The sequence below is a fragment of the Kribbella shirazensis genome (assembly GCF_011761605.1).
Taxonomy (GTDB): domain Bacteria; phylum Actinomycetota; class Actinomycetes; order Propionibacteriales; family Kribbellaceae; genus Kribbella; species Kribbella shirazensis.
The window spans coordinates 5,119,428-5,138,142 of record NZ_JAASRO010000001.1; the positions used below are offsets into that span (position 1 = coordinate 5,119,428).

The following is an 18,715-nucleotide window of genomic DNA, read 5'->3' on the forward strand; positions in this document are numbered from 1 at the left end:
AGAAGTATTCGAATCCTTCGCCAGTAAGTATCTCGGCGAGAAGCGGATCGGGGAAGCGCTTCTGCGCCGCCGGCGAGCTCCTCCGCCGGCGGATGTCTGCCAGGGTGGCCGGAGCCTACACCCGGGCGGTGCCCGGGTAGCCGGGCATGCCGCGGCGCTGGGTCCAGCTGGCGCCCCAGTGGGCAAGGTCGAGGATGCCGGCGAAGAAGACCCAGAACCAGTCGAAGCCGGTGAGGCCGCCGCCCGTGTGGAGGATGACGTACATGAGGGTCGCGAAGGGCAGGAAGACGAGGCCGAGCAGCGGCCAGAACCAGCCGTCGAAGGCTTCGTCCACCAGTCTGGGGCGCGCGATCCACACAATCAGCAGAGCGAAGCGCGGAAAGACGCCGGCAAATAAGGCGAACAAGCAGCCCATGTCATTCCTCTCGCGCATTCCTGGTCGGCCCACCGGGGGTCGAGGGTTGACTTGGATCGTTGCGTGAGAGCTGACGGTGAGCATCATCCGTGCGGGGTGAATTGATCCGAGGTGGCACGCCGCTCGGAGCACCTAGTCCGCCCGGGGTGAGGTTTTCCACGAGGGCCGGCGGCAGTGTGACGAGAGGTACGTCGTCGTACCGCGTGCGGCCGTGGTCGCCTGGTCAAGAGGAGAGACCCGTGGGATCTGACATCAAGGCTCCAGTCGACCTGTACATCGCTGCCTACCCGGACGCGGGCGCAGCCCAAGGTGATTGGGACGCTATCAAGCAAGCTGCCTCGGACGATGTGATCAAGGTCGACGGGCTCGTCCTGGTCAGTCGTGCGGCGGACGGCAAGATCAACGTCGACGACGATTTCCACACGGCCCGGAAAGGCGCTGTCTGGGGCGCGGTCGGTGGTGCCGTGATCGGCCTCATCTTCCCACCCAGCCTGCTGGCCGGCGCAGCGGTCGGTGCGGGCGCGGGACTGGGCGTAGGTAGCCTCAAGTCCCATCGAGAGAAGAAGGCGATCAAGGCCGACGTCGAAGACACCCTGCCGCCGAACAGCTCGGGAATCGTGGCGCTGTTCGAGGAATCGTGGGTCACCGAGGTCGACAAGACGCTGTCGCATGCGGCCAAGGTCACCAAGCACGAGGTCGACGCGGACAGCGCGGCGGAGGTCAAGGGCGCGGCGAAGTAGTCCCGAGGCTGTCAGAGAAGCTGACCGATCACGAGGAGAGCCACCATGAAGGACTACCCGTTGATCGCGGACCACGGACTGATCGGGGACCTGCAGACCGCCGCCCTCGTCAGCACGGACGGCTCGATCGACTGGTTCTGCGCACCCCGCTTCGACTCGCCGAGTGTGTTCGGGGCACTGCTGGACCACGAGAAGGGCGGCCACTTCCGGATCCGTCCGGCGCATGGCACCTTCGAAACCAAGCAGCTGTACTTTCCGGACACGGCGATCCTCATCACGCGCTTCCTGACCGAGGCCGGTGTCGGTGAGGTGATCGACTTCATGCCGGTGACGAGCAGTTCGCACGCGACCCAGAACCATCGGATCGTGCGGCTGCTTCGCTGCGTCCGCGGCCGGATGACGTTCGACCTGGACATCGCACCGCGGTTCGACTACGGGCGCAAGGCTCATCAGTGGCACGCGACCGAACACGGCGGTGTCTGCACGAGCGACGGCTCGACGCTGACCGTTCACATCGTGCGTGAGCCAGGCGACGCGCGTCTGTCCCGGCCTCGGGTGGACGACACCGGCGACGTACAGGTGTCGTTCACCTTGGAGGCAGGGCAGCAGCGTGGGGTGATGCTCGAGACCGCGGCCGACGGGCCGCCGCGGGAGATCAGGGCCGCCGAGGCGCAGCAGTTGTTCGACGACACGGCCGCCTTCTGGCGGACGTGGTTGGCGCAGTCCACCTACACAGGTCGCTGGCGCGAGATGCTCCAGCGGTCGGCGATCACGCTGAAGCTGATGACCTACGCGCCGACCGGTGGCTTGGTGGCCGCGCCGACGGCCGCGCTGCCGGAGCAGATCGGCGGGGAGCGGAACTGGGACTACCGCTACACCTGGATCCGGGACGCGTCGTTCTCCATCTACGCCCTGCTGCGGATGGGGTTCACCGATGAGGCAGCTGCCTTCAGCGGCTGGCTGCGGGACCGCGTGAAGGAGAAGGCCGGCGGGGCCAGTGGACCGCTGAACATCATGTACCGCGTCGACGGCTCCTCCGACCTCACCGAGGAGACCCTGGAGCACTGGGAGGGCTACCGCGGCTCCCGCCCGGTGCACATCGGCAACGGTGCCTCCGATCAGTTGCAGTTGGACATCTACGGCGAGGCGCTGGACAGCCTCTACTTCGCCGACCAGCGCAGCCTCGCCATTGGCCACGAGGGCTGGCTCGCGGTCCGGGACCTGCTCGACTGGCTCACCGACAACTGGGACCAGCCCGAGGAGGGCATCTGGGAGACCCGGGGCGGGCGCAAGGACTTCACCTATGGCCGGGTCATGTGCTGGGCGGCGTTCGACCGGGCGATCCGGCTCGCCACCAGCCGGTCGCGGCCAGGACCGCTGGACCAGTGGACCCGCGCCCGCGACGCGATCTACGACCAGGTCATGGACCGTGGATGGGACCCGGAACGCGGTGCGTTCGTCCAGCAGTACGGCAGCAAGGTGCTCGACTCGTCACTGCTGCGGATGCCCACGGTGGGGTTCATCACCCCACGGGATCCGCTGTGGCTGTCGACGCTGCGGGCGATGGACTCCGAGCTGGTCACCGACAGCCTCGTCTACCGCTACAACCCTGAGGCATCGCCGGACGGCCTCCGCGGCTCGGAGGGCACGTTCTCGCTGTGCACGTTCATGTACGTCGACGCGCTCGGCAAGGCCGGCCGGATCGAAGAGGCGCGGCTCACCTTCGAGAAGATGCTCACCTACGCCAACCACCTCGGCCTGTACTCCGAGGAGATCGCGCTCACCGGCGAGCAGATCGGCAACTTCCCCCAGGCGTTCACCCACCTCGCCCTGGTCGACGCCGCCATGACCCTGGACGCCCAGCTCGACCGAAAACAACGGCCAGAGAGCTGACACTCCAGCATGGGCGACGTGATCGGCGAGATCCTTCCGCTAGCGCTGGTTGTCGCGATCAGTCCGATCCCCATCATCGCGGCGATTCTCATGCTGTTGTCGCCGAACGCGAAAACAACCGGCGTCGGGTTCCTCGTCGGCTGGATCGCCGGGGTCGTCATCGCGGTGGTCGCCTTCACACTGCTCTCGTCGCTCCTGTCCGAGGACGATTCCGACACCTCGAACCCGGTCAAGGGCACGATCCAACTGGCCCTTGGCGTGCTGCTGATCCTCCTGGCCGCCAAACAGTGGCAGGCCCGTCCGCGCGGTCAGGGGGAGCCCGAATTGCCGAAGTGGATGTCGGCCATCGACACTCTCACCACGGTCAAGGGGCTCGGCCTCGGTTTCCTGCTGTCAGCGCTCAACCCGAAGAACCTCATCATGGCCGCCGGGGCGGGCATCGCGATCGGTGGTGGCAACCTCGGCACCGGTGAGACCGTCGTCGTCATCATCGTCTTCACCGCGATCGCCGCGAGTACCGTCGCGGTGCCCGTCATCGGCTACCTCGCGGCCGCCGACCGGTTGGCCGAGCCGCTCGAGGCTCTGCGCGGATGGCTGGTCCGGGAGAACACCGTCGTCATGGCGATCCTCCTCCTCGTCATCGGCGTCGTCATGATCGGCAAGGGCATCGGAAGCTTCTAGCCCATCAGGGGTTCGGCGAAGACTGTCGACCAGTCGTTCTTGATGCTGACCACCGTCCAGTCCTGTGCACGGGCCTGCTCGAGCGACTTCTCCGCTCCGGCGGTATAGCTGAATTCGCGATCCTCGTCGTCGTGCAGGACCAGCAGCCGTAGTCCGGGACACTTCGGGTGTCCGGCGTACCGGAGCATCGGGATGTCGCCGTTGGAGTTGCCGCAGGCAACGACGGGTCGCCGGCCGGTCCGGCTCCAGATGCGCACCGGCTTCAACGGACCGTCGTCGAAGACATCCATCTCGGCCTGGTAGACCAGCGATCCGCCGGCGTCGTCGTCCTGGTACCGCAGGCCGGTCGAGCTACCGATGATGCGCTCGGCCGGAATGCCGTAGATGTCCTCGGTCACCGGTCGCATGAAGTCGCGGTCGCCGCCGGACGCGATGAAGGTCGTGAACCCATGGGCTTCCAGATAGTGCAGCAGTTCGACCATCGGGAGGTAGGTGCACTCCCGAAGCAGCCGGCCGAGCGTCGGATGGGGCGTCGTGAGGAGGAAACTTCCGGCCAGCTCCGCGTAGCTGTCGACACTCATCCCTGCGAACGCCTGAACGATGCCGCCCAGGAGTACCTTCACATCGCTGTCGTCGCCGTGGTAGTGCTTGGTGATCACCCCACCGAGCCACGCGTAGTCCTTGTCCCGGGCGGCCTGCCAGGGCTGGCGGGAGCGAAGGCTCGGGTCCTGTTCGGCCATCTCGGCCAGCCGCTGCAGGATGAATCCGAGCTCGACCGGCATCGGCTTCTCGCACCACAGCGTGCCGTCGTTGTCGAACACGGCGATCCGCTCGGAGGGCGGGACGTACTGCGCCCCACCCTCCTGCACGGCCCGGCCGACGTAGTCCACGATCGCCTGTCGTGCCGGAGTGTCCCTCCAGGACGACAGCGCTTCTCCAGGATCGGTCACGAGCCCGGCCGCCTACTCGCGCATCAGCATCAGGGCGGCCTCGCGCTCGAGGTCGAGGTACGGCTCGCCGCTGACGTCGACCGCGACCCGGTTGATCGTCCCGCCGGTGAAGGCATGCGGCGGCACGCCCGGGTAGTCGTCGGTGATCGGCTCTCCGTTGTGCCTGCCGATGTACAGGCCCGAACCCGCGATGGCGAAGGCTCCGAGCTGGGTCTTGATGTTGCCCTCACCGACCTTCTCGTCCCCGTAGTACAGCGAGAGCACTCCGGTCGCTGCGGTGGGCTCCAGCCCTTGCTTGTCGAAGGACGCCGACAAGATCAGGTCCTTGCCTGTCGGGATGTCCTTCGTCGCGACGACCTGCTGCTCGATCGCTCCGACGAAGCTGTTCACGTAGTGCAGCCGGTTGTCCTTCACGTACAGAGCATGGCCACCGAACCTGGCGCCCATCGCGAACAGCACGCCTTCAGCTCCCGGCGCGGGGATGTCGACTGCCGCGCCGATCGTGAACGAGCGGTTGCGGGTGTTGACCGCCTGCCACTCCGAGACCGGCGCAGTGTCCGGGAAGTACACGTACCTGTCCTTCACGGCGGTCAGCTGGGGCCGGGGGGTGCTGAGGATCTCCAGCGGCGAGCGATCGTCGAGCGGGAAGGCGTCGTTCGCGCCGGCCTCGGAGAACCAGAGGTTCACCAGTTCACGGACCTTCTCGGGCTGCTCCGCCGCGAGGTTCCTGATCTCCGACCGGTCGACCTCGACGTGGTAGAGCTCCCATTCGTCGGCGTTGAAGTTGGCCCACCCGGACACGGTGGGGTGGGTTGAGACCACCTTCCAGCCCTCGTGATAGAGCGAGCGGGATCCCAGCATCGAATAGAACTGTGTCTTTCGCCCGGACTCGGCGGACGCGTCGTCGATGCTGGCCCGCATGCTGATCCCGTCGATGGGGCTCTGTGTGTGGCCTTTGATCGTCTCAGGAGCTTCGACGTCGAGGACGTCGAGGATCGTCGGGACGATGTCGATCGCGTGGTGGTACTGGTGCCGGAGCTCGCCGCGGGCGGGCGCACCCGACGGCCACGAGATGATGCAGGGGTCCGCGGTGCCACCGTTGAACTCGTAGCGCTTCCACATCTTGAACGGCGTGTTGAAGGCCATCGCCCAGCCGTTCGGGTAGTGGTTGTACGTCTTCGTGCCACCGAGGTCCTCGAGCTTGGCGAGGTTCTCGGCCAGGTCGTCGGGGATCCCGTTGGCGAACTTCATCTCGTTGACCGAGCCGTTCGGGCCGCCTTCGCCGCTCGCACCGTTGTCGGACACGACGACGATCATGGTGTTCTCGAGTTGGTCGGTCTGCTCCAGATAGGCGAGCAGCCGGCCGATGTGGTGGTCGGCGTGCGCGAGGAATCCGGCGTACACCTCGGCCATTCGGGAGAAGAGACGCCGCTCGTCGGCGTTCAGGGTGTCCCACGGGCGGGTGTAATCCAGCTCCGGGAACGGCTGGTGGTCAGGGCCGCTGCGCGTCTGAGGTGTGCCGATCGGGTTGAACGGGGGCAGCTCGGTGTCGGCTGGCACCAGACCGAGCTTCTTCTGGCGCGCCAGGGTCTCTTCCCGCATCGCTTCGTACCCCTGGTCGAAGTTGCCCGCGAACTTGTCGATCCATTCCCTCGGCGCGTGGTGCGGTGCATGACAGGCACCGGGCGCGAAGTACAGGAAGAAGGGCTTCTCCGAAGCGATTGCCTTGGCGTCCTGGATGAACTCGATCGCCTTGTCGGTGATGTCGTCGGTCAGGTGGTATCCCTCCTCGGGCGAGCGCGGTTGATTGACAGGGTGGTTGTCGTAGACCAGGTCGGGATACCACTGGTTGGTCTCGGCTCCGAGATACCCGTACCACCGCTCGAAGCCCCGGCCGCTCGGCCAGTTGCGACGCGTCGCCGCCAGGTTCATCTCGTCAGTGGGGCACAGGTGCCACTTGCCGACCATGTAGGTGTTCCAGCCGCGCTCGCCGAGGATCTCCGGCAGCATCCCGTTCTCCGGTGGGATCGTGCCGCTCGCGTTCGGGAATCCGATCGCCGCCTCGGTGATGCACGCCATGCTGTTGCGGGTGTGGTTGCGGCCGGTGAGCAGACACGACCGGGTCGGTGAGCACAGAGCCGTCGTGTGCCACTGCGTGAAGCGCACCCCGCGCGCGGCGATCGCGTCGATGTTGGGGGTCTCGATCGGGCCTCCGTAACAGCTCATGGCCGAGAAGCCGACGTCGTCCAGGACGATATAGACGACGTTCGGTGCACCCTCCGGGGCCCTGGCCGGCTCGAACGGCGTCCAATCCGGCTCGGAGTTGCGGATGTCGACGTTGATCGTCCCTCGGAACTGCTCAGGCATGATGCCCCTCCTGGCTGGTCGGCAGCAGTCAGCCCAGCCTCGACGAGTCCCGATTCAGGGTCTTCACCCCCGAGGGATGAAGCCACGTTCGCGCCGCACCGGGCTATCGCCGCGAGCCTCCGTCGTCAGCCTCCGGCTGCGGACTGCGCCAGCTCGCGTCCGTCTGCCGTACGTACGCCGCGACAGCCTCGTCGAGCGTCGGGTGGAAGTGCTCCGGGTTGATCGTGCGGGTGAGTTCGTACCGCTCGATCTTCTCGCGCACCGGATGTTTCAGCTCCGCGAAGACCAGGGACACACCGCGCGCATTGAGCCAGGCGTCCAAGTCCTGCAGCATGTCGGAGGCCGTGGTGTCGACGTCTGTGATCGGTTCGGCGGCCACGATGATCCAGCGGAGGCCGGGATCATCGGCAGCGATCTCCCGCACCTTCTCACTGAACATCCGCGCGTTCGCGAAGATCAGAGGCGCGTCGAAACGGTAGACGACCAGACCGCGCAGGAGCTGGGCGTCGGGGTAGCTGTCGGTGTCGTGCAGGCCCGCGATTCCCTCCACCCGGCCGAGCTCGGCCTGGTGCGGCCACCAGGCGCGGCGGAAGACGTTGAGGATGGACAGACCGACGGCGACGAGAATGCCGGGCAGTACCCCCAGGAGCGCCACACCGAGCAGCGCGACGATCGAGAGCGCGAACTCTGTCCGGCGCTGATGCCACAGCCGGCGCGTCCCGGTCATGTCGGCCAGCGACAGCGCGGCCGCGATGACGATCGCGCCCAAGGTGGGCTGAGGCACGTACTGCATCAGGGAGGTGGCGAAGACCAGGACCATGGTGATCATCCCGGCGCCGACGATGCCGGTCACCTGGGACCGGGAGCCGGCCTGCTCGGCGACGGCGGTGCGCGACCCGCTGGTGCTGACCGGGAAGCCCTGGAACACCCCGGCCGCGATGTTGGCGGCACCGATGCCGACCATCTCCTGGTTTCCGCGCACCCGATCGCCTTTGCGCGCGGCGAACGCCGACGCCGTCGACATCGTGTCGGCGAGCGCGACGACGGCGATGGCGAGCGCTCCGACGAACAGCGGCGGCAGATCGCCCCAGCTGACCGCTGGGACCGTGAAGGGCGGAAAACCTTGTGGGAGCACGCCGACCGTGTCGACGTCCCGCGACTCCAGGTCGAACCCGTTGACCAGTACGGCGGCCAGCACCACGACGATGAGCACGCTCGGCAGTTTGGGCAGCAGCTGATTCAGTAGCAGGATGCCGACGAGCGAACCCACCCCGAGGACCGCGGCCGTCGCGTTGGCCTCGCCGTCCGCGAGCCCCGACAAGAACGCACGCGCCTCGGCCACCAACCCGTCGGCATCGACCGAGAACCCGAACAGCTTGGCCAACTGACCTATCACGATGGTGAGCGCGAGCCCGTTCATGTAGCCGATCTGGGTCGGCTTCGACAGCAGGTCCGCCACGAACCCGAACCGGGCCACCCCGGCGACCACCATCACCACACCGACCATCACGGCCAGCATCGAAGCGAGCGCGACGGCCCGTGCGGGGTCACCGTCGGCGAGCAGGAGTGGCGCGATCGTTGCCGCGATCATCGGGCCCAGGGACGAGTCGGGACCGAGCACCAGCACTCTGGAGGGTCCGAAGACCGCGTAGCCGAGCAGGCACAGGACCGAGGTGTACAACCCGGTCACAGGCGGCAGACCGGCCAGTTCGGCGTACGCCATCCCCTGTGGCACCAGCAGCGCCGACAACACGAGGCCGGCGACGACGTCCTTCGGTAACCACGCGCGCTCGTACGACCTGACCACTCCCACAGCAGGCACGTACTCCTGCCACCACCGAGGTTTCACAGGGGAGCGTTCGTCGGCAGCGGCCATGGTGGTCAGCCGATCGGCCTAGGCGGCCGCGAACGGATCGGCCGCCGCGCCTTCGGGGGCCTGTTCTTCAAGGGTCTCCTTGATCTCCTGCAGCGCCTTCCGTGCCTTCTTGCCGACCTTGGGATAGCGCGGATCGATCTCGATCAGCGTGTTGGCGATCACCGCGGCGGCGGCGATGCGGGCGTACCACTTACGGTCGGCTGGAATCACGTACCACGGCGCCCACTCGGTGCTGGTCCTGGACAGCATCCGCGAGAACGCATTCTGGTAGTCGTCCCAGTACTCGCGCTCGCGGATGTCGGCCGCCGAGAACTTCCAGTTGTGGTCGCGCAGGTCGATCCGGCGCAGGAAGCGGATCCGCTGCTCCTCCTGGGAGAGGTTCAAGAAGAGCTTCACGATCTTGACGCCGTTGTCGCTGAGGGTTCGCTCCCAGTCGTTGATCTCGCGATAACGCCGTTTCCAGAGCCCCTGGCGGATGCCCGGCGGAAGCTTCTGGCGGTCGAGGAGTTCGGGGTGCACGCGGACGACGAGCACCTCCTCGTAGTGCGAGCGGTTGAAGATGCCGATCTCACCGCGAGCCGGCAGGCGCAGTCCGTAGCGCCACAGATAGTCGTGATCCAGTTCCTCGCTGGAGGGGACCTTGAAGCCGTTCACCGACACACCCTGGGGATTGACTCCGGTCATGACGTGGCGGATGGTGCCGTCCTTCCCGCCGGCGTCGAGCGACTGCAGCACCACCAGCACGCCGTGGGTGTGCTGTGCGTACAGCCTGGACTGATACTCGGACAAGAGTTCGGTCCCCTGGACCAGCAGTTTGCGGCCGCGCTTCTTGGAGCGGATCATGCCCCTGAAGTCCGGTGCGAAGTCCCTGGCCAGGCTGACCTTCGAGCCCGGCTCGACCCGGAAGGGCTCGATGAAGTCGGCGATCCGCTGCTCGCGAGATGTCATTCGCTGGCTCCTACCTTTTCGGTGCGCCTGGCACGGGCCGGCGCGACGGCGTGCTCCGGGCTGAGTGTCGGCCGCGTCCGCAGCCGCCGCCTCCGGATCGCCTTGTCCAACTCGACGACGATCGGGAGGAGCGCTGCCAGGCCGAAGCAGGTCACCCACTGACGCGGACTGATCGTGACGGTAAGCATCCCGTCCTGGAGCGTCGGAAGCTGGGTCGCGAGGAACAAGAGGACAACGGGGATCAGGCCGATCACCAGCGCCTTCACGATCGGTGGTGTCAATCCGCCGGCGGGGGCGCGCCGGTTGACCACCGCGTTGAACACGGTCCCCAGACCCATCACCACGAACGTCATCGTCAGTGAGACGGTGCCCTGCGTCGTACTCGGATCGTCCGGCCCTGCCACCAGCGGTGCGAGCGCGGCCAGGAACAGCACGGCGGCGTAGACGATCCACCTCATCACCGCGTTCCGGTTCGTGATCGGTACGGCGGGATCGCGCGGCGGACGGTGCATCACGTCGGGATCACCGGGGTCGACAGCGATGATCACCACACCCACCGCCGTAGCGAAGAACAGCAGGAAGAGGACCATCGACGGAGTCATCGCCACGCCGTCGTTGATGTCGAACACGGTGGCGGCGAGGAAGAGGAGAACCAGGGACAGCAGTTGCGTCATCTGGTACCGCACGTACGAGACAACCTTGTCGTAGACGCGCCGCCCGATCTCGACGGCGTGCACGAGGGTGCCGAAGTTGTCGTCGGTGAGCACCATCCGTGCGGCCTGCTTGGTCACCTCGCTGCCGCTTCCCATCGCCACCCCGATGTCGGCCTGTTTGAGGGCGGCCGCATCGTTGACGGCGTCTCCCGTCATCGCGACGATGAGGCCCTGCTCCTGCATGGCCCGGGCGAGTCGCAGCTTGTCCTCGGGAGTGACCCGCCCGAACACGTGCAGCTCGGGCAACTGCTGCTTCAGTTGCTCGTCGGTGAGTGCCCGCAGTTCCGCGCCGCTGATCGCCCCGGGACCGAGGCCAAGCTCCTCGCCGATCGCCTGAGCGGTGATCGCGTGATCACCAGTGATCATGCGTACGTCGATGCCGGCCGCGAGCGCCCTACCGACCGCGCTCTTCGCCTCGGCGCGCAGCGGGTCGATGATTCCGGCCATCCCGACGAACGACAGTCCTTTGGTCAAGGACATCGGATCGTCGGTCATTGCGGTCAGTTCGTGGTCGGCAACCAGGCGGGCAGCGAACGCGAGGACGCGCAGGCCCTTCTGCCCCATCCGCAGGTTGGCCTCGTCGATGCCGTCGCGCGACTGCGTGATCGGGACCTGCGAGCCGCTGAGCGGTCCGCCCGCCTCGCTGCAGCGCGCGACGACGACATCGGGCGCGCCCTTGACGAGCTCGATGAGGTGTTCGACGCCGTCGACGTTCACCCGGTGGAACGTCGCCATGAACTTGTACTCGGAATCGAACGGAACCTCTGCCAGCCGCGGGTAGGTGCGCCGCGTCTCCTCCGCGTCGACGCCGAGTTTCGCGGCCAGCACGACGAGCGCGGCCTCGGTCGGATCGCCGATCACCGCTCCGTCGTCGCCGACCACTGCGTCGCTGTCGAGGGCGAGTCCGAGACCGAGGCGGGTGAAGTCCGGCACTCGGACACCTGCCACCGAATGGATCGCGCCACTCTTGCGGTAGCCCTCGCCGTCGACGGTGAACCACAACCCGCTCGCGTACAACGTCGAGACCATCATCTGGTTCAACGTGAGCGTCCCGGTCTTGTCGGTGTTGATCACACTGGTCGCACCGAGGGTCTCGACATCGGTGAGGTTCTTCACCACGGCCTTCGCCTCGGCCAGTTGCTTCGCGCCGAGCGAGAGCAGGCCCGAGACGAACGCCGGCATACCGGTCGGGAGCGCCGAGATGGCCATCGCGGTGCCGAGCAGCAGCAGGTCCTTGCCTGGAGTCCCGCGGATCAAGCCGACCACCACGATGACCGCGACGGCACCCCAGGCAATGATCCCCAGGACCTTCGTCAGCGAGTCCAGCTCCCGCTGGAGCGGCGACCGGGTGCGCTTCACCGAGGTGAGCATCGTCGCGATCCGGCCCATCTGCGTCTGCATCCCGGTCGCGGTGACCACGATCGTGCCAGTGCCCCGCGTCACTGAGGTGTTCTGGAACAACATGTTGGTCTGGTCGCCAAGACCGACGTCGTCGGCGGCCAGCACGCCGGCTCCCTTGGCGATCGGCGCACTCTCTCCGGTGAGCGCGGCCTCCTGCGCCTCCAGCGTCGCGGACCGGACGATCCGGCCGTCGGCGGGTACGATGTCGCCGGCCTCGACCTCGACGATGTCGCCTGGAACCACCTGCGTGGCAGCGATCATCGTCACGTCGCCGTCACGCACCACCCGGGCCTGCGGCACCTGCAGATCGGCGAGGGCGTCGACACTCGCTCGTGCCGTCAGCTCCTGGCGGGTACCCAGTCCGACGTTCAGCAGGATGAGCAAGGCGACGATGACTCCGGTCGAGAGCTCCCCGATCAGCAGGCTCACGACAACGACGGCGATCAGCATGAGGTTCATCGGGTCGCGCAGTTGCTGGGCTGCGACGGCCCAGATCGAGGGTGGCTTCTCGGCCGCGATCTCGTTCGCGCCGTACGACGAACGCCGGCTCGCCGCCTCGCTCCCGGCGAGTCCCGCAAGCACATCGGAGCCGGCCGCGACGACGACCTCATCCGCCGCAAGAGTGTACGGCGGACGCTCGGTGCCGGCGGCCGACGTAGGTGTGGTGCCGATCTCGCTCAGCAGGGTCTCCCGTCCATGTCGTGGCTTCTGTCGACAATGCCTCGGCACGGGCGGCGCGTGCCTCATCCGTAGCGGATGCATCGCAAACGACATGCCAGCTCGCTCATCCGCTGAGGGGGAGGCGCGCTGGGGCCGGATCCACAAGTCTCGGTGCGACAGCTCGGAGGAGCGATGCTGCGCCTCCGGGGAGGCCGTAGACTAAAGGGACTGATCATGGGCGAGCCGTTCAGGGGCGTTATCAACATCGACATCCGTGACTCGGCGCCGGACTGGTCGCCGTTCGAGCCGCCCAAGCCGCCGGACGGGGCGTCGAGCGTGGTGTACATCGTGCTCGACGATGTGGGGTTCTCGGCCATGAGTTGCTACGGCGGTCCGATCGAGACACCGAACATCGACCGGATCGCCGACAGCGGGGTGCGGTACACGCAGTGGCACACCACGGCGCTGTGCTCGCCGACGCGCTCCTCTCTGCTGACCGGTCGCAACCACACCCGTAACGGCATGGCGTGTATCACCGAAGCGGCCAGCGGGTTCCCCAACGCCAACGGGGTGATCCCGCCCGAGAACGGCCAGATCCAGGAGATCCTCGGAGCGCGGGGCTGGAACACGTACATGGTCGGCAAGTGGCACCTGTGCCCCGAGGCGGAGATGAATCTGGCCTCCTCGCGGCGCAACTGGCCGGTGGGCAGGGGCTTCGAGCGCTTCTACGGTTTCCTCGGAGCCGAGACCAACCAGTGGTATCCGGACCTGGTGTACGACAACCACCCCGTCGACCCGCCGAGCTCGCCCGAGGAGGGCTACCACCTGACCGAGGACCTCACCGACCGGGCGCTGGAGTTCATCAAGGACGCCAAGGTGATGGCGCCGGACAAGCCGTTCCTCCTCTACTACGCACCGGGCGCCTGTCATGCTCCACACCACGCACCCAAGGAATGGATCGATCGCTTCAGGGGACGCTTCGACATGGGCTACGAGGTCCTGCGCGAGCAGACGCTCGCCCGGCAGAAGAAGATGGGCATCGTTCCGCCCGGGACGACGCTGCCGCCGCTGAATCCGATCGGGATGCCCGAGACCCGCACCGGCCCGAACGGTCAGCCCTACCCGGGCCTGGACTACACCCGGCCGTGGGATTCGCTGTCGGGTGACGAGCAGCGGCTCTTCGCCCGGATGGCGGAGGTGTACGCCGGCTTCCTGGCGCACGCCGACGAGCAGATCGGCCGGCTGCTGGACTACCTCGAGGAGAGCGGCCAGCGCGAGAACACCATGGTCATCCTGGTCTCCGACAACGGCGCCAGTGGCGAGGGCGGCCCGAACGGGTCGGTCAACGAGAACAAGCTGTGCAACGGGCTCCCGGACGACCTCCAGGAGAATCTCGCCAAGCTCGAGGAACTCGGCAGCCCGGCGACCTACAACCACTACGCGAACGGCTGGGCGATGGCGTTCAACACGCCGTTCAAGATGTGGAAGCGCTACGAGTTCGAGGGCGGCACCGCGGACCCGTGCATCATCTCCTGGCCGCGGGGCATCGAGGCCAAGGGCGAGCTCCGCGAGCAGTACCACCACGCCGTCGACGTGGTCCCGACGATCCTTGACGCGCTCGGCGTCGAGGCACCCGGGACCATCGCTGGGCATCAGCAGAGCCGATTCGACGGCGTCAGCATGCGGTACAGCTTCGACGCCGCGCCGCTGCCGAGCGCACGCTCGACGCAGTTCTACTCGATGCTCGGCTCGCGCGGCATCTGGCACCAGGGCTGGAAGGCGGTCACGACCCACCCGACGATCAGCGGCTGGGGCTCCTATGCCAAGGACACCTGGGAGCTGTACCACACCGACGTCGACCGCTCCGAGGTGCACGACCTTGCCGACCAGGAACCCGAGCGCCTGACCGAGTTGATCGCGCTCTGGCACGCCGAGGCCGGCGCCAACGGCGCCTTCCCGCTCGACGATCGCTCCGCCCTCGAGCTCATCACGACGCCGCGACCTGTGCTCTCGCCGCCGCGGAGTCGCTACATCTACTACCCCGGCGTCGCCGACGTGCCGGAGTCGCAGGCGGTCAGCATCCGCAACCGCTCCTACGCGATCGCCGCGGTCGTCGACGTCCCCGCGCCCGGGGCTGAGGGCGTGCTGTTCGCGCACGGCTCGCGTTTCGGCGGGCACGCTCTCTACGTCAAGGACAATCGACTGCACTATGTCTACAGCTTCGTGGGCAGCCTGGAACAGAAGATCGTCGCGGACGAGCAACTGCCGACGGGTGACAACCTGATCCTGTCCGCCGCCTTCGAGAAGGACGGCGAGGACCCGCCCGGCGTCGCGGTCGGAACGCTGTCGCTCTTCCACGGCGACGTCAAGGTGGGGGAGGGCCGGATCAAGACGCAGCCCGGCAAGTTCTCGCTCGCCGGGGACGGCCTGTGCGTCGGACGCGACAGCAGCGACCCGGTGACCCAGGACTACCCCGGCGAAGCGCCCTGGTCGTTCACCGGCGGATCGATCAGCCGTGTGGCCGTCGATGTCAGCGGCGACCCGTACGTCGACCTGGAGCGCGAGGCGCTCGCGATGATGGCACGGGAGTAGCGCAACACCGCCTGCGGCAGGTCCCGACCTAGTCGGGGCCCGCCGGCGTCTTTGGCGCCACGGGCGCCGCGCCTGGGTCGGCCCGGTAAGCACGGAAGGCGTCCGCGAGGGTGAGGAAGATGTTGTCCTCGCCGATCGCGTCCACGGTCCCGTACGCGCGGAGCGTCGCAAGCAGTTGGGTATCAGGTCGGACCAGTACGAAGCGAGCGTTGTGCGCCCTGGTGTAGTTGACGAGGTTGGCCAAGGTCATCCCGGCGGAGTAGTCGATGTCATCGATCGCGCCGCAGTCCAGCGCTACCCAGCGGACCGGATCGGGAGCGGCGGAGATGATCGACTCGAGGTCGTCGGCGAAGCGGTTGGCGTTGGCGTAGAAGAGATCGGCGTCATAGCGGAACACCACCAGCCCGGGCAGGCTCTGGGCGCCCGGCACTGCCGGCAGGTACGTCGGTTCGCCGGCGTGGTCCTGACCAACGACGTAGTCACCCGGTGTGTACTGCCGCCGGACGAGGTCGAGCAGCGAGAGCGCGATGGCGAGGATGATTCCCTGCTCGACGCCGACGGCGAAGACGGTGACCGCCGTGACGAGAGCCACCACGAACTCGTTCTTGCGTCGCCGCCACAGCCGCTGGAAGCCGGGCACGTCGATCAGGCTGACGCCGATGAGGAAGACGATGCCGGCGAGCACCGCTGTGGGCATGTCCGCCAGCAGCCCGGTGAAGAACAGCGTGAACAGCAGCGCGACCACCGCCATCGTCAGGTTGGCGAGCTGCGTGCGCCCCCTCTGCCCGTCGAGGATCTGTGTCTTGGTCGGGCTGCCGTTGACCACGAAGGTTCCGCTCAGGCCTGCGGCGAGGCTGGCGCCGCTGAGCCCGACGATGTCCCGGTTGATGTCGACGGCGTCTCCGTGTTTGAAGGCGAAGCTGCGGGAGGTGGCGGCGCTCTGGGCGACGATGAGCACGAAGCACGACACGGCGGTCGGCAGCACCTTGGGCACGTCCGACCAGGAGATGCCCGCCGGCAGGCTGATCGGTGGGAACCCGCCCTCCACGGCACCGACCACGGCGACGCCGTGCGCCTGCGCGTCGGCCAGGGCGGAGATGGCGGTCAGCAGTAGGACGGCGACGATGGCGCCGGGGACAACAGGGATGAAACGCTTGAAGATCTGGATGATCACGATCGTGCTCAGCCCGAAGGCGAACGTACCGAGCTTGATCGAGGACAGCGAGGTGATCCAGTGCCACTGCTGTTCGAACCAGCCGCCGGTGCCCTTCGGGATGCCGAGCAGGTCCGGAATCTGCCCTGACAGCACCTGGATGCCGACCCCGGTGAGGAACCCGATCAGTACCGACGCGCTCAGGAAGTCTCCGATGAAGCCGAGCCGCAGCAACCGCGCCACGATCAGCAGACCGCCGCAGACCAGCGCGGTGAGGCCGGCCAACGCAAGCCAGTCGGGCGATCCGGGCGTGACTCCGGCGATGCCGAGACCGGTCAGGCCCGCGGCGAGTACCGCGGCGGTGGCCGAGTCCGCGCCCACGACGAGCAGCCGCGAGGAGCCCAGCAGAGCGAAGATCAGGGTGGGAAACATGATGGTGTAGAGCCCGGTCACGATCGGTGTACCGGCGATGGACGTGTAGCCCATCACCTCGGGGATCGCCACCGCCGACAGCGTCAGACCGGCCGTGATGTCGCGAGCCAGCCAGGCCCGGCGGTAGCCACGCAGCGACTCAGGAATCAGGCTCATATCGGTGCCGTGGTCAGACGTCCTGGATGGCATCGATCCGGTTCGAACTGATGGCTTTGGCGAAGTCTGCGAAGTCCTGGTCGTTCTGGGCCGCGTAGCGTTCGGAGAAGTCGGTGATCGACTTGTCGAAGGCGTCGTCTTCGCCGAGGTAGGCAGCGATGGCCACCGGGTCGCCGGATCGTGCGTGCGCGCGGGCCAGGGTCCACCCGCACATGCGGCCGTACCCGGCCAGGACTGCGGGTGCCATCAGCTCCACAAGTGCGGAGCCCTTCATGTCGCGCAGCTGGCGCCAGTAGTAGTAGCGGTCGTCCTGAACACCCGTGGACCAGCCCAGGAAGATGTCGCTGCTGGCCTGCATCAAGCGCTGGCCTTGAACCACTCGTTCGCCAGGTTGCTTGAACGCGCTCTTGCGCAAGGTTCCTTCGAGCACCGACCTGGTGGCTTCCTTGACTTGGAGGAACAGCGGATCGCTGCGGTCACGGCCTTGCAGGAGGACGACGAACGCCCGAGTTCCGACACTGCCGACGCCGACGACCTTCCGTGCCCAGTCGACGATCTCGTAGCGCTCGAGGAGTCGCCGCAGATCGAGCCGAAGGCTGGAACGGTAGCCACGGAACTGGCTGATGACGGCTTCCTCGAGCTCCCCGGGCGCCAAACCGTACGTCGCGTAGAGCTCGCGCGCGGGGACGATCACCGGCGGGACGCTGGCGATGCGGTAGCGGCCGTCGACTTCTTCGCCGAGCTTGGACAGGGCATTATCGCTGGTGCGGGAGTGCGCCTTCTGCGCGTTCTTCGCAAAGCGCTTCTGGGCTTCTTTCGCCTGCTTCGGCGTCAGCCCGCGCAGACCGTTCTCGTCCTTGCCCTTGGTCTTCTTGGATCCCTTGCCTCTGCCCTTGCTGCCGGCTTCGCCCAGGAAGGCAGTCACCGACTGCTTGATCTGCTCCTCAGGGAGGTGGGCGTACCACACGTCGAGAGTTTTCATGCCGGCGAACTCGGTCATCGTCTCTCGATACGAGGTGACACAGGCCTTCGTGATCGCGCGCCCCTCCGACTCCGAGCATCCGTTGTTCTGGGCGGCCACCATGAGACTCGCTGCCAGCCGTTTGACGTCGTACTCGAAGGGACCCGGCAGGGTCTCGTCGAAGTCGTTGATGTCGAACACCAGCGTGCGCTCCGGCGAGGCGAAGACCCCGAAGTTCGACAGGTGGGCATCCCCACACAGCTGGACCTGGAGCCCGGCCGTGGGCGTGTCGGCAAGGTCAGTCGCCATGATCGTGGCCGAACCGCGGTAGAACGTGAACGGCGAGGCCATCATCCGGCCGTGCCGCACCGGAACGAGGTCTGCGTCACGCCGGAGGTTCTGCTCCTCGATCAGGGCCACCGGGTCCGGGCGGTCCGCGGCGGGCTTCCACCCGGTGTGACTGTCCGGCATCGCTCGTGTGCGAGCCTTCACACCGCGTGCGCGGCGCTCCTCCAGAGTCGGATGTTCAACTTTCGTCGACATGATCGGCCGTCCTTCTGTCCGTCGCGGGCACGGCTCGTCGGTCGAGCCGGGTCCTCACCCAGCAATCCGCGTACTCCGCCGACGATTCACCAGGACTCCGATCGCCGCATCATCCCTGCTGAACGATCAGGCACCGTCGGTTTCACCCCGGACGGAGGAGGCGCGACGTGATCGGCCCGGGGCATGCTGACGTCCTGGCCGAGCTCCATGGCAGCAGACGAGATCGGGAACCGG

Annotated in this window: 12 protein-coding genes; 4 read left to right on the plus strand and 8 right to left on the minus strand. The window is 67.0% G+C overall.

Annotated elements, in window-relative coordinates:
* Window positions 1-115 precede the first annotated feature (115 nt).
* Window positions 116-433, minus strand: coding sequence for a hypothetical protein (locus BJY22_RS24765; RefSeq protein WP_202891248.1), 318 nt, complete (start codon window positions 431-433; stop codon window positions 116-118).
* A gap of 221 nt (window positions 434-654) precedes the next feature.
* Between BJY22_RS24765 and BJY22_RS24770 the strand changes: the two genes are divergently transcribed.
* From BJY22_RS24770 to BJY22_RS24780, 3 genes are read left to right on the plus strand one after another with little or no spacing between them, the layout of a single operon-like run.
* A complete protein-coding gene (locus BJY22_RS24770; RefSeq protein WP_167210700.1) occupies window positions 655-1,155 on the plus strand; it encodes a DUF1269 domain-containing protein in 501 nt (166 codons plus the stop codon).
* Window positions 1,156-1,200: 45 nt separating this feature from the next.
* Window positions 1,201-3,048: a glycoside hydrolase family 15 protein gene (locus BJY22_RS24775; RefSeq protein ID WP_167210703.1), complete on the plus strand. Its 1,848-nt coding sequence runs from the start codon at window positions 1,201-1,203 to the stop codon at window positions 3,046-3,048.
* A 9-nt stretch (window positions 3,049-3,057) separates the two neighbouring features.
* Window positions 3,058-3,729, plus strand: a complete 672-nt coding sequence (locus BJY22_RS24780) for a GAP family protein (protein ID WP_167210706.1) — start codon at window positions 3,058-3,060, stop codon at window positions 3,727-3,729.
* Here BJY22_RS24780 and BJY22_RS24785 read toward each other — a convergent pair.
* The 5 genes from BJY22_RS24785 to BJY22_RS24805 form a co-directional block, all read right to left on the minus strand.
* Window positions 3,726-4,679 (minus strand): haloacid dehalogenase-like hydrolase, encoded by a 954-nt coding sequence (locus BJY22_RS24785; protein WP_202891249.1) that lies wholly within the window; start codon window positions 4,677-4,679, stop codon window positions 3,726-3,728. The genes BJY22_RS24780 and BJY22_RS24785 overlap by 4 nt on opposite strands.
* Window positions 4,680-4,691: 12 nt before the next feature.
* The gene (locus BJY22_RS24790) at window positions 4,692-7,046 is read right to left on the minus strand and encodes an arylsulfatase (RefSeq protein WP_167210708.1); all 2,355 of its coding nucleotides are present in this window, start codon (window positions 7,044-7,046) and stop codon (window positions 4,692-4,694) included.
* Between the two features lie 103 nt (window positions 7,047-7,149).
* On the minus strand, window positions 7,150-8,868 hold the full coding sequence (locus tag BJY22_RS24795) for a SulP family inorganic anion transporter (RefSeq protein WP_337758959.1): 1,719 nt from the start codon (window positions 8,866-8,868) through the stop codon (window positions 7,150-7,152).
* Between the two features lie 72 nt (window positions 8,869-8,940).
* Window positions 8,941-9,870, minus strand: a complete 930-nt coding sequence (locus BJY22_RS24800; RefSeq protein ID WP_167210714.1) for a PPK2 family polyphosphate kinase — start codon at window positions 9,868-9,870, stop codon at window positions 8,941-8,943.
* A complete protein-coding gene (locus BJY22_RS24805) occupies window positions 9,867-12,758 on the minus strand; it encodes a cation-translocating P-type ATPase (RefSeq protein ID WP_238350448.1) in 2,892 nt (963 codons plus the stop codon). The genes BJY22_RS24800 and BJY22_RS24805 overlap by 4 nt, the downstream gene beginning before the upstream one ends.
* 120 nt (window positions 12,759-12,878) lie before the next feature.
* On the opposite strand from BJY22_RS24805, the gene BJY22_RS24810 reads away from it, so the two are divergent.
* Window positions 12,879-15,236, plus strand: coding sequence for an arylsulfatase (locus BJY22_RS24810; RefSeq protein WP_167210716.1), 2,358 nt, complete (start codon window positions 12,879-12,881; stop codon window positions 15,234-15,236).
* Window positions 15,237-15,264: 28 nt separating this feature from the next.
* Here BJY22_RS24810 and BJY22_RS24815 read toward each other — a convergent pair whose 3' ends face one another.
* On the minus strand, window positions 15,265-16,977 hold the full coding sequence (locus tag BJY22_RS24815; protein ID WP_167210721.1) for a SulP family inorganic anion transporter: 1,713 nt from the start codon (window positions 16,975-16,977) through the stop codon (window positions 15,265-15,267).
* A 13-nt stretch (window positions 16,978-16,990) separates the two neighbouring features.
* Entirely contained in the window at window positions 16,991-18,481 is a 1,491-nt protein-coding gene (locus tag BJY22_RS24820; protein ID WP_167210724.1) for a DUF2252 domain-containing protein, read from the minus strand.
* Window positions 18,482-18,715: the final 234 nt, after the last annotated feature.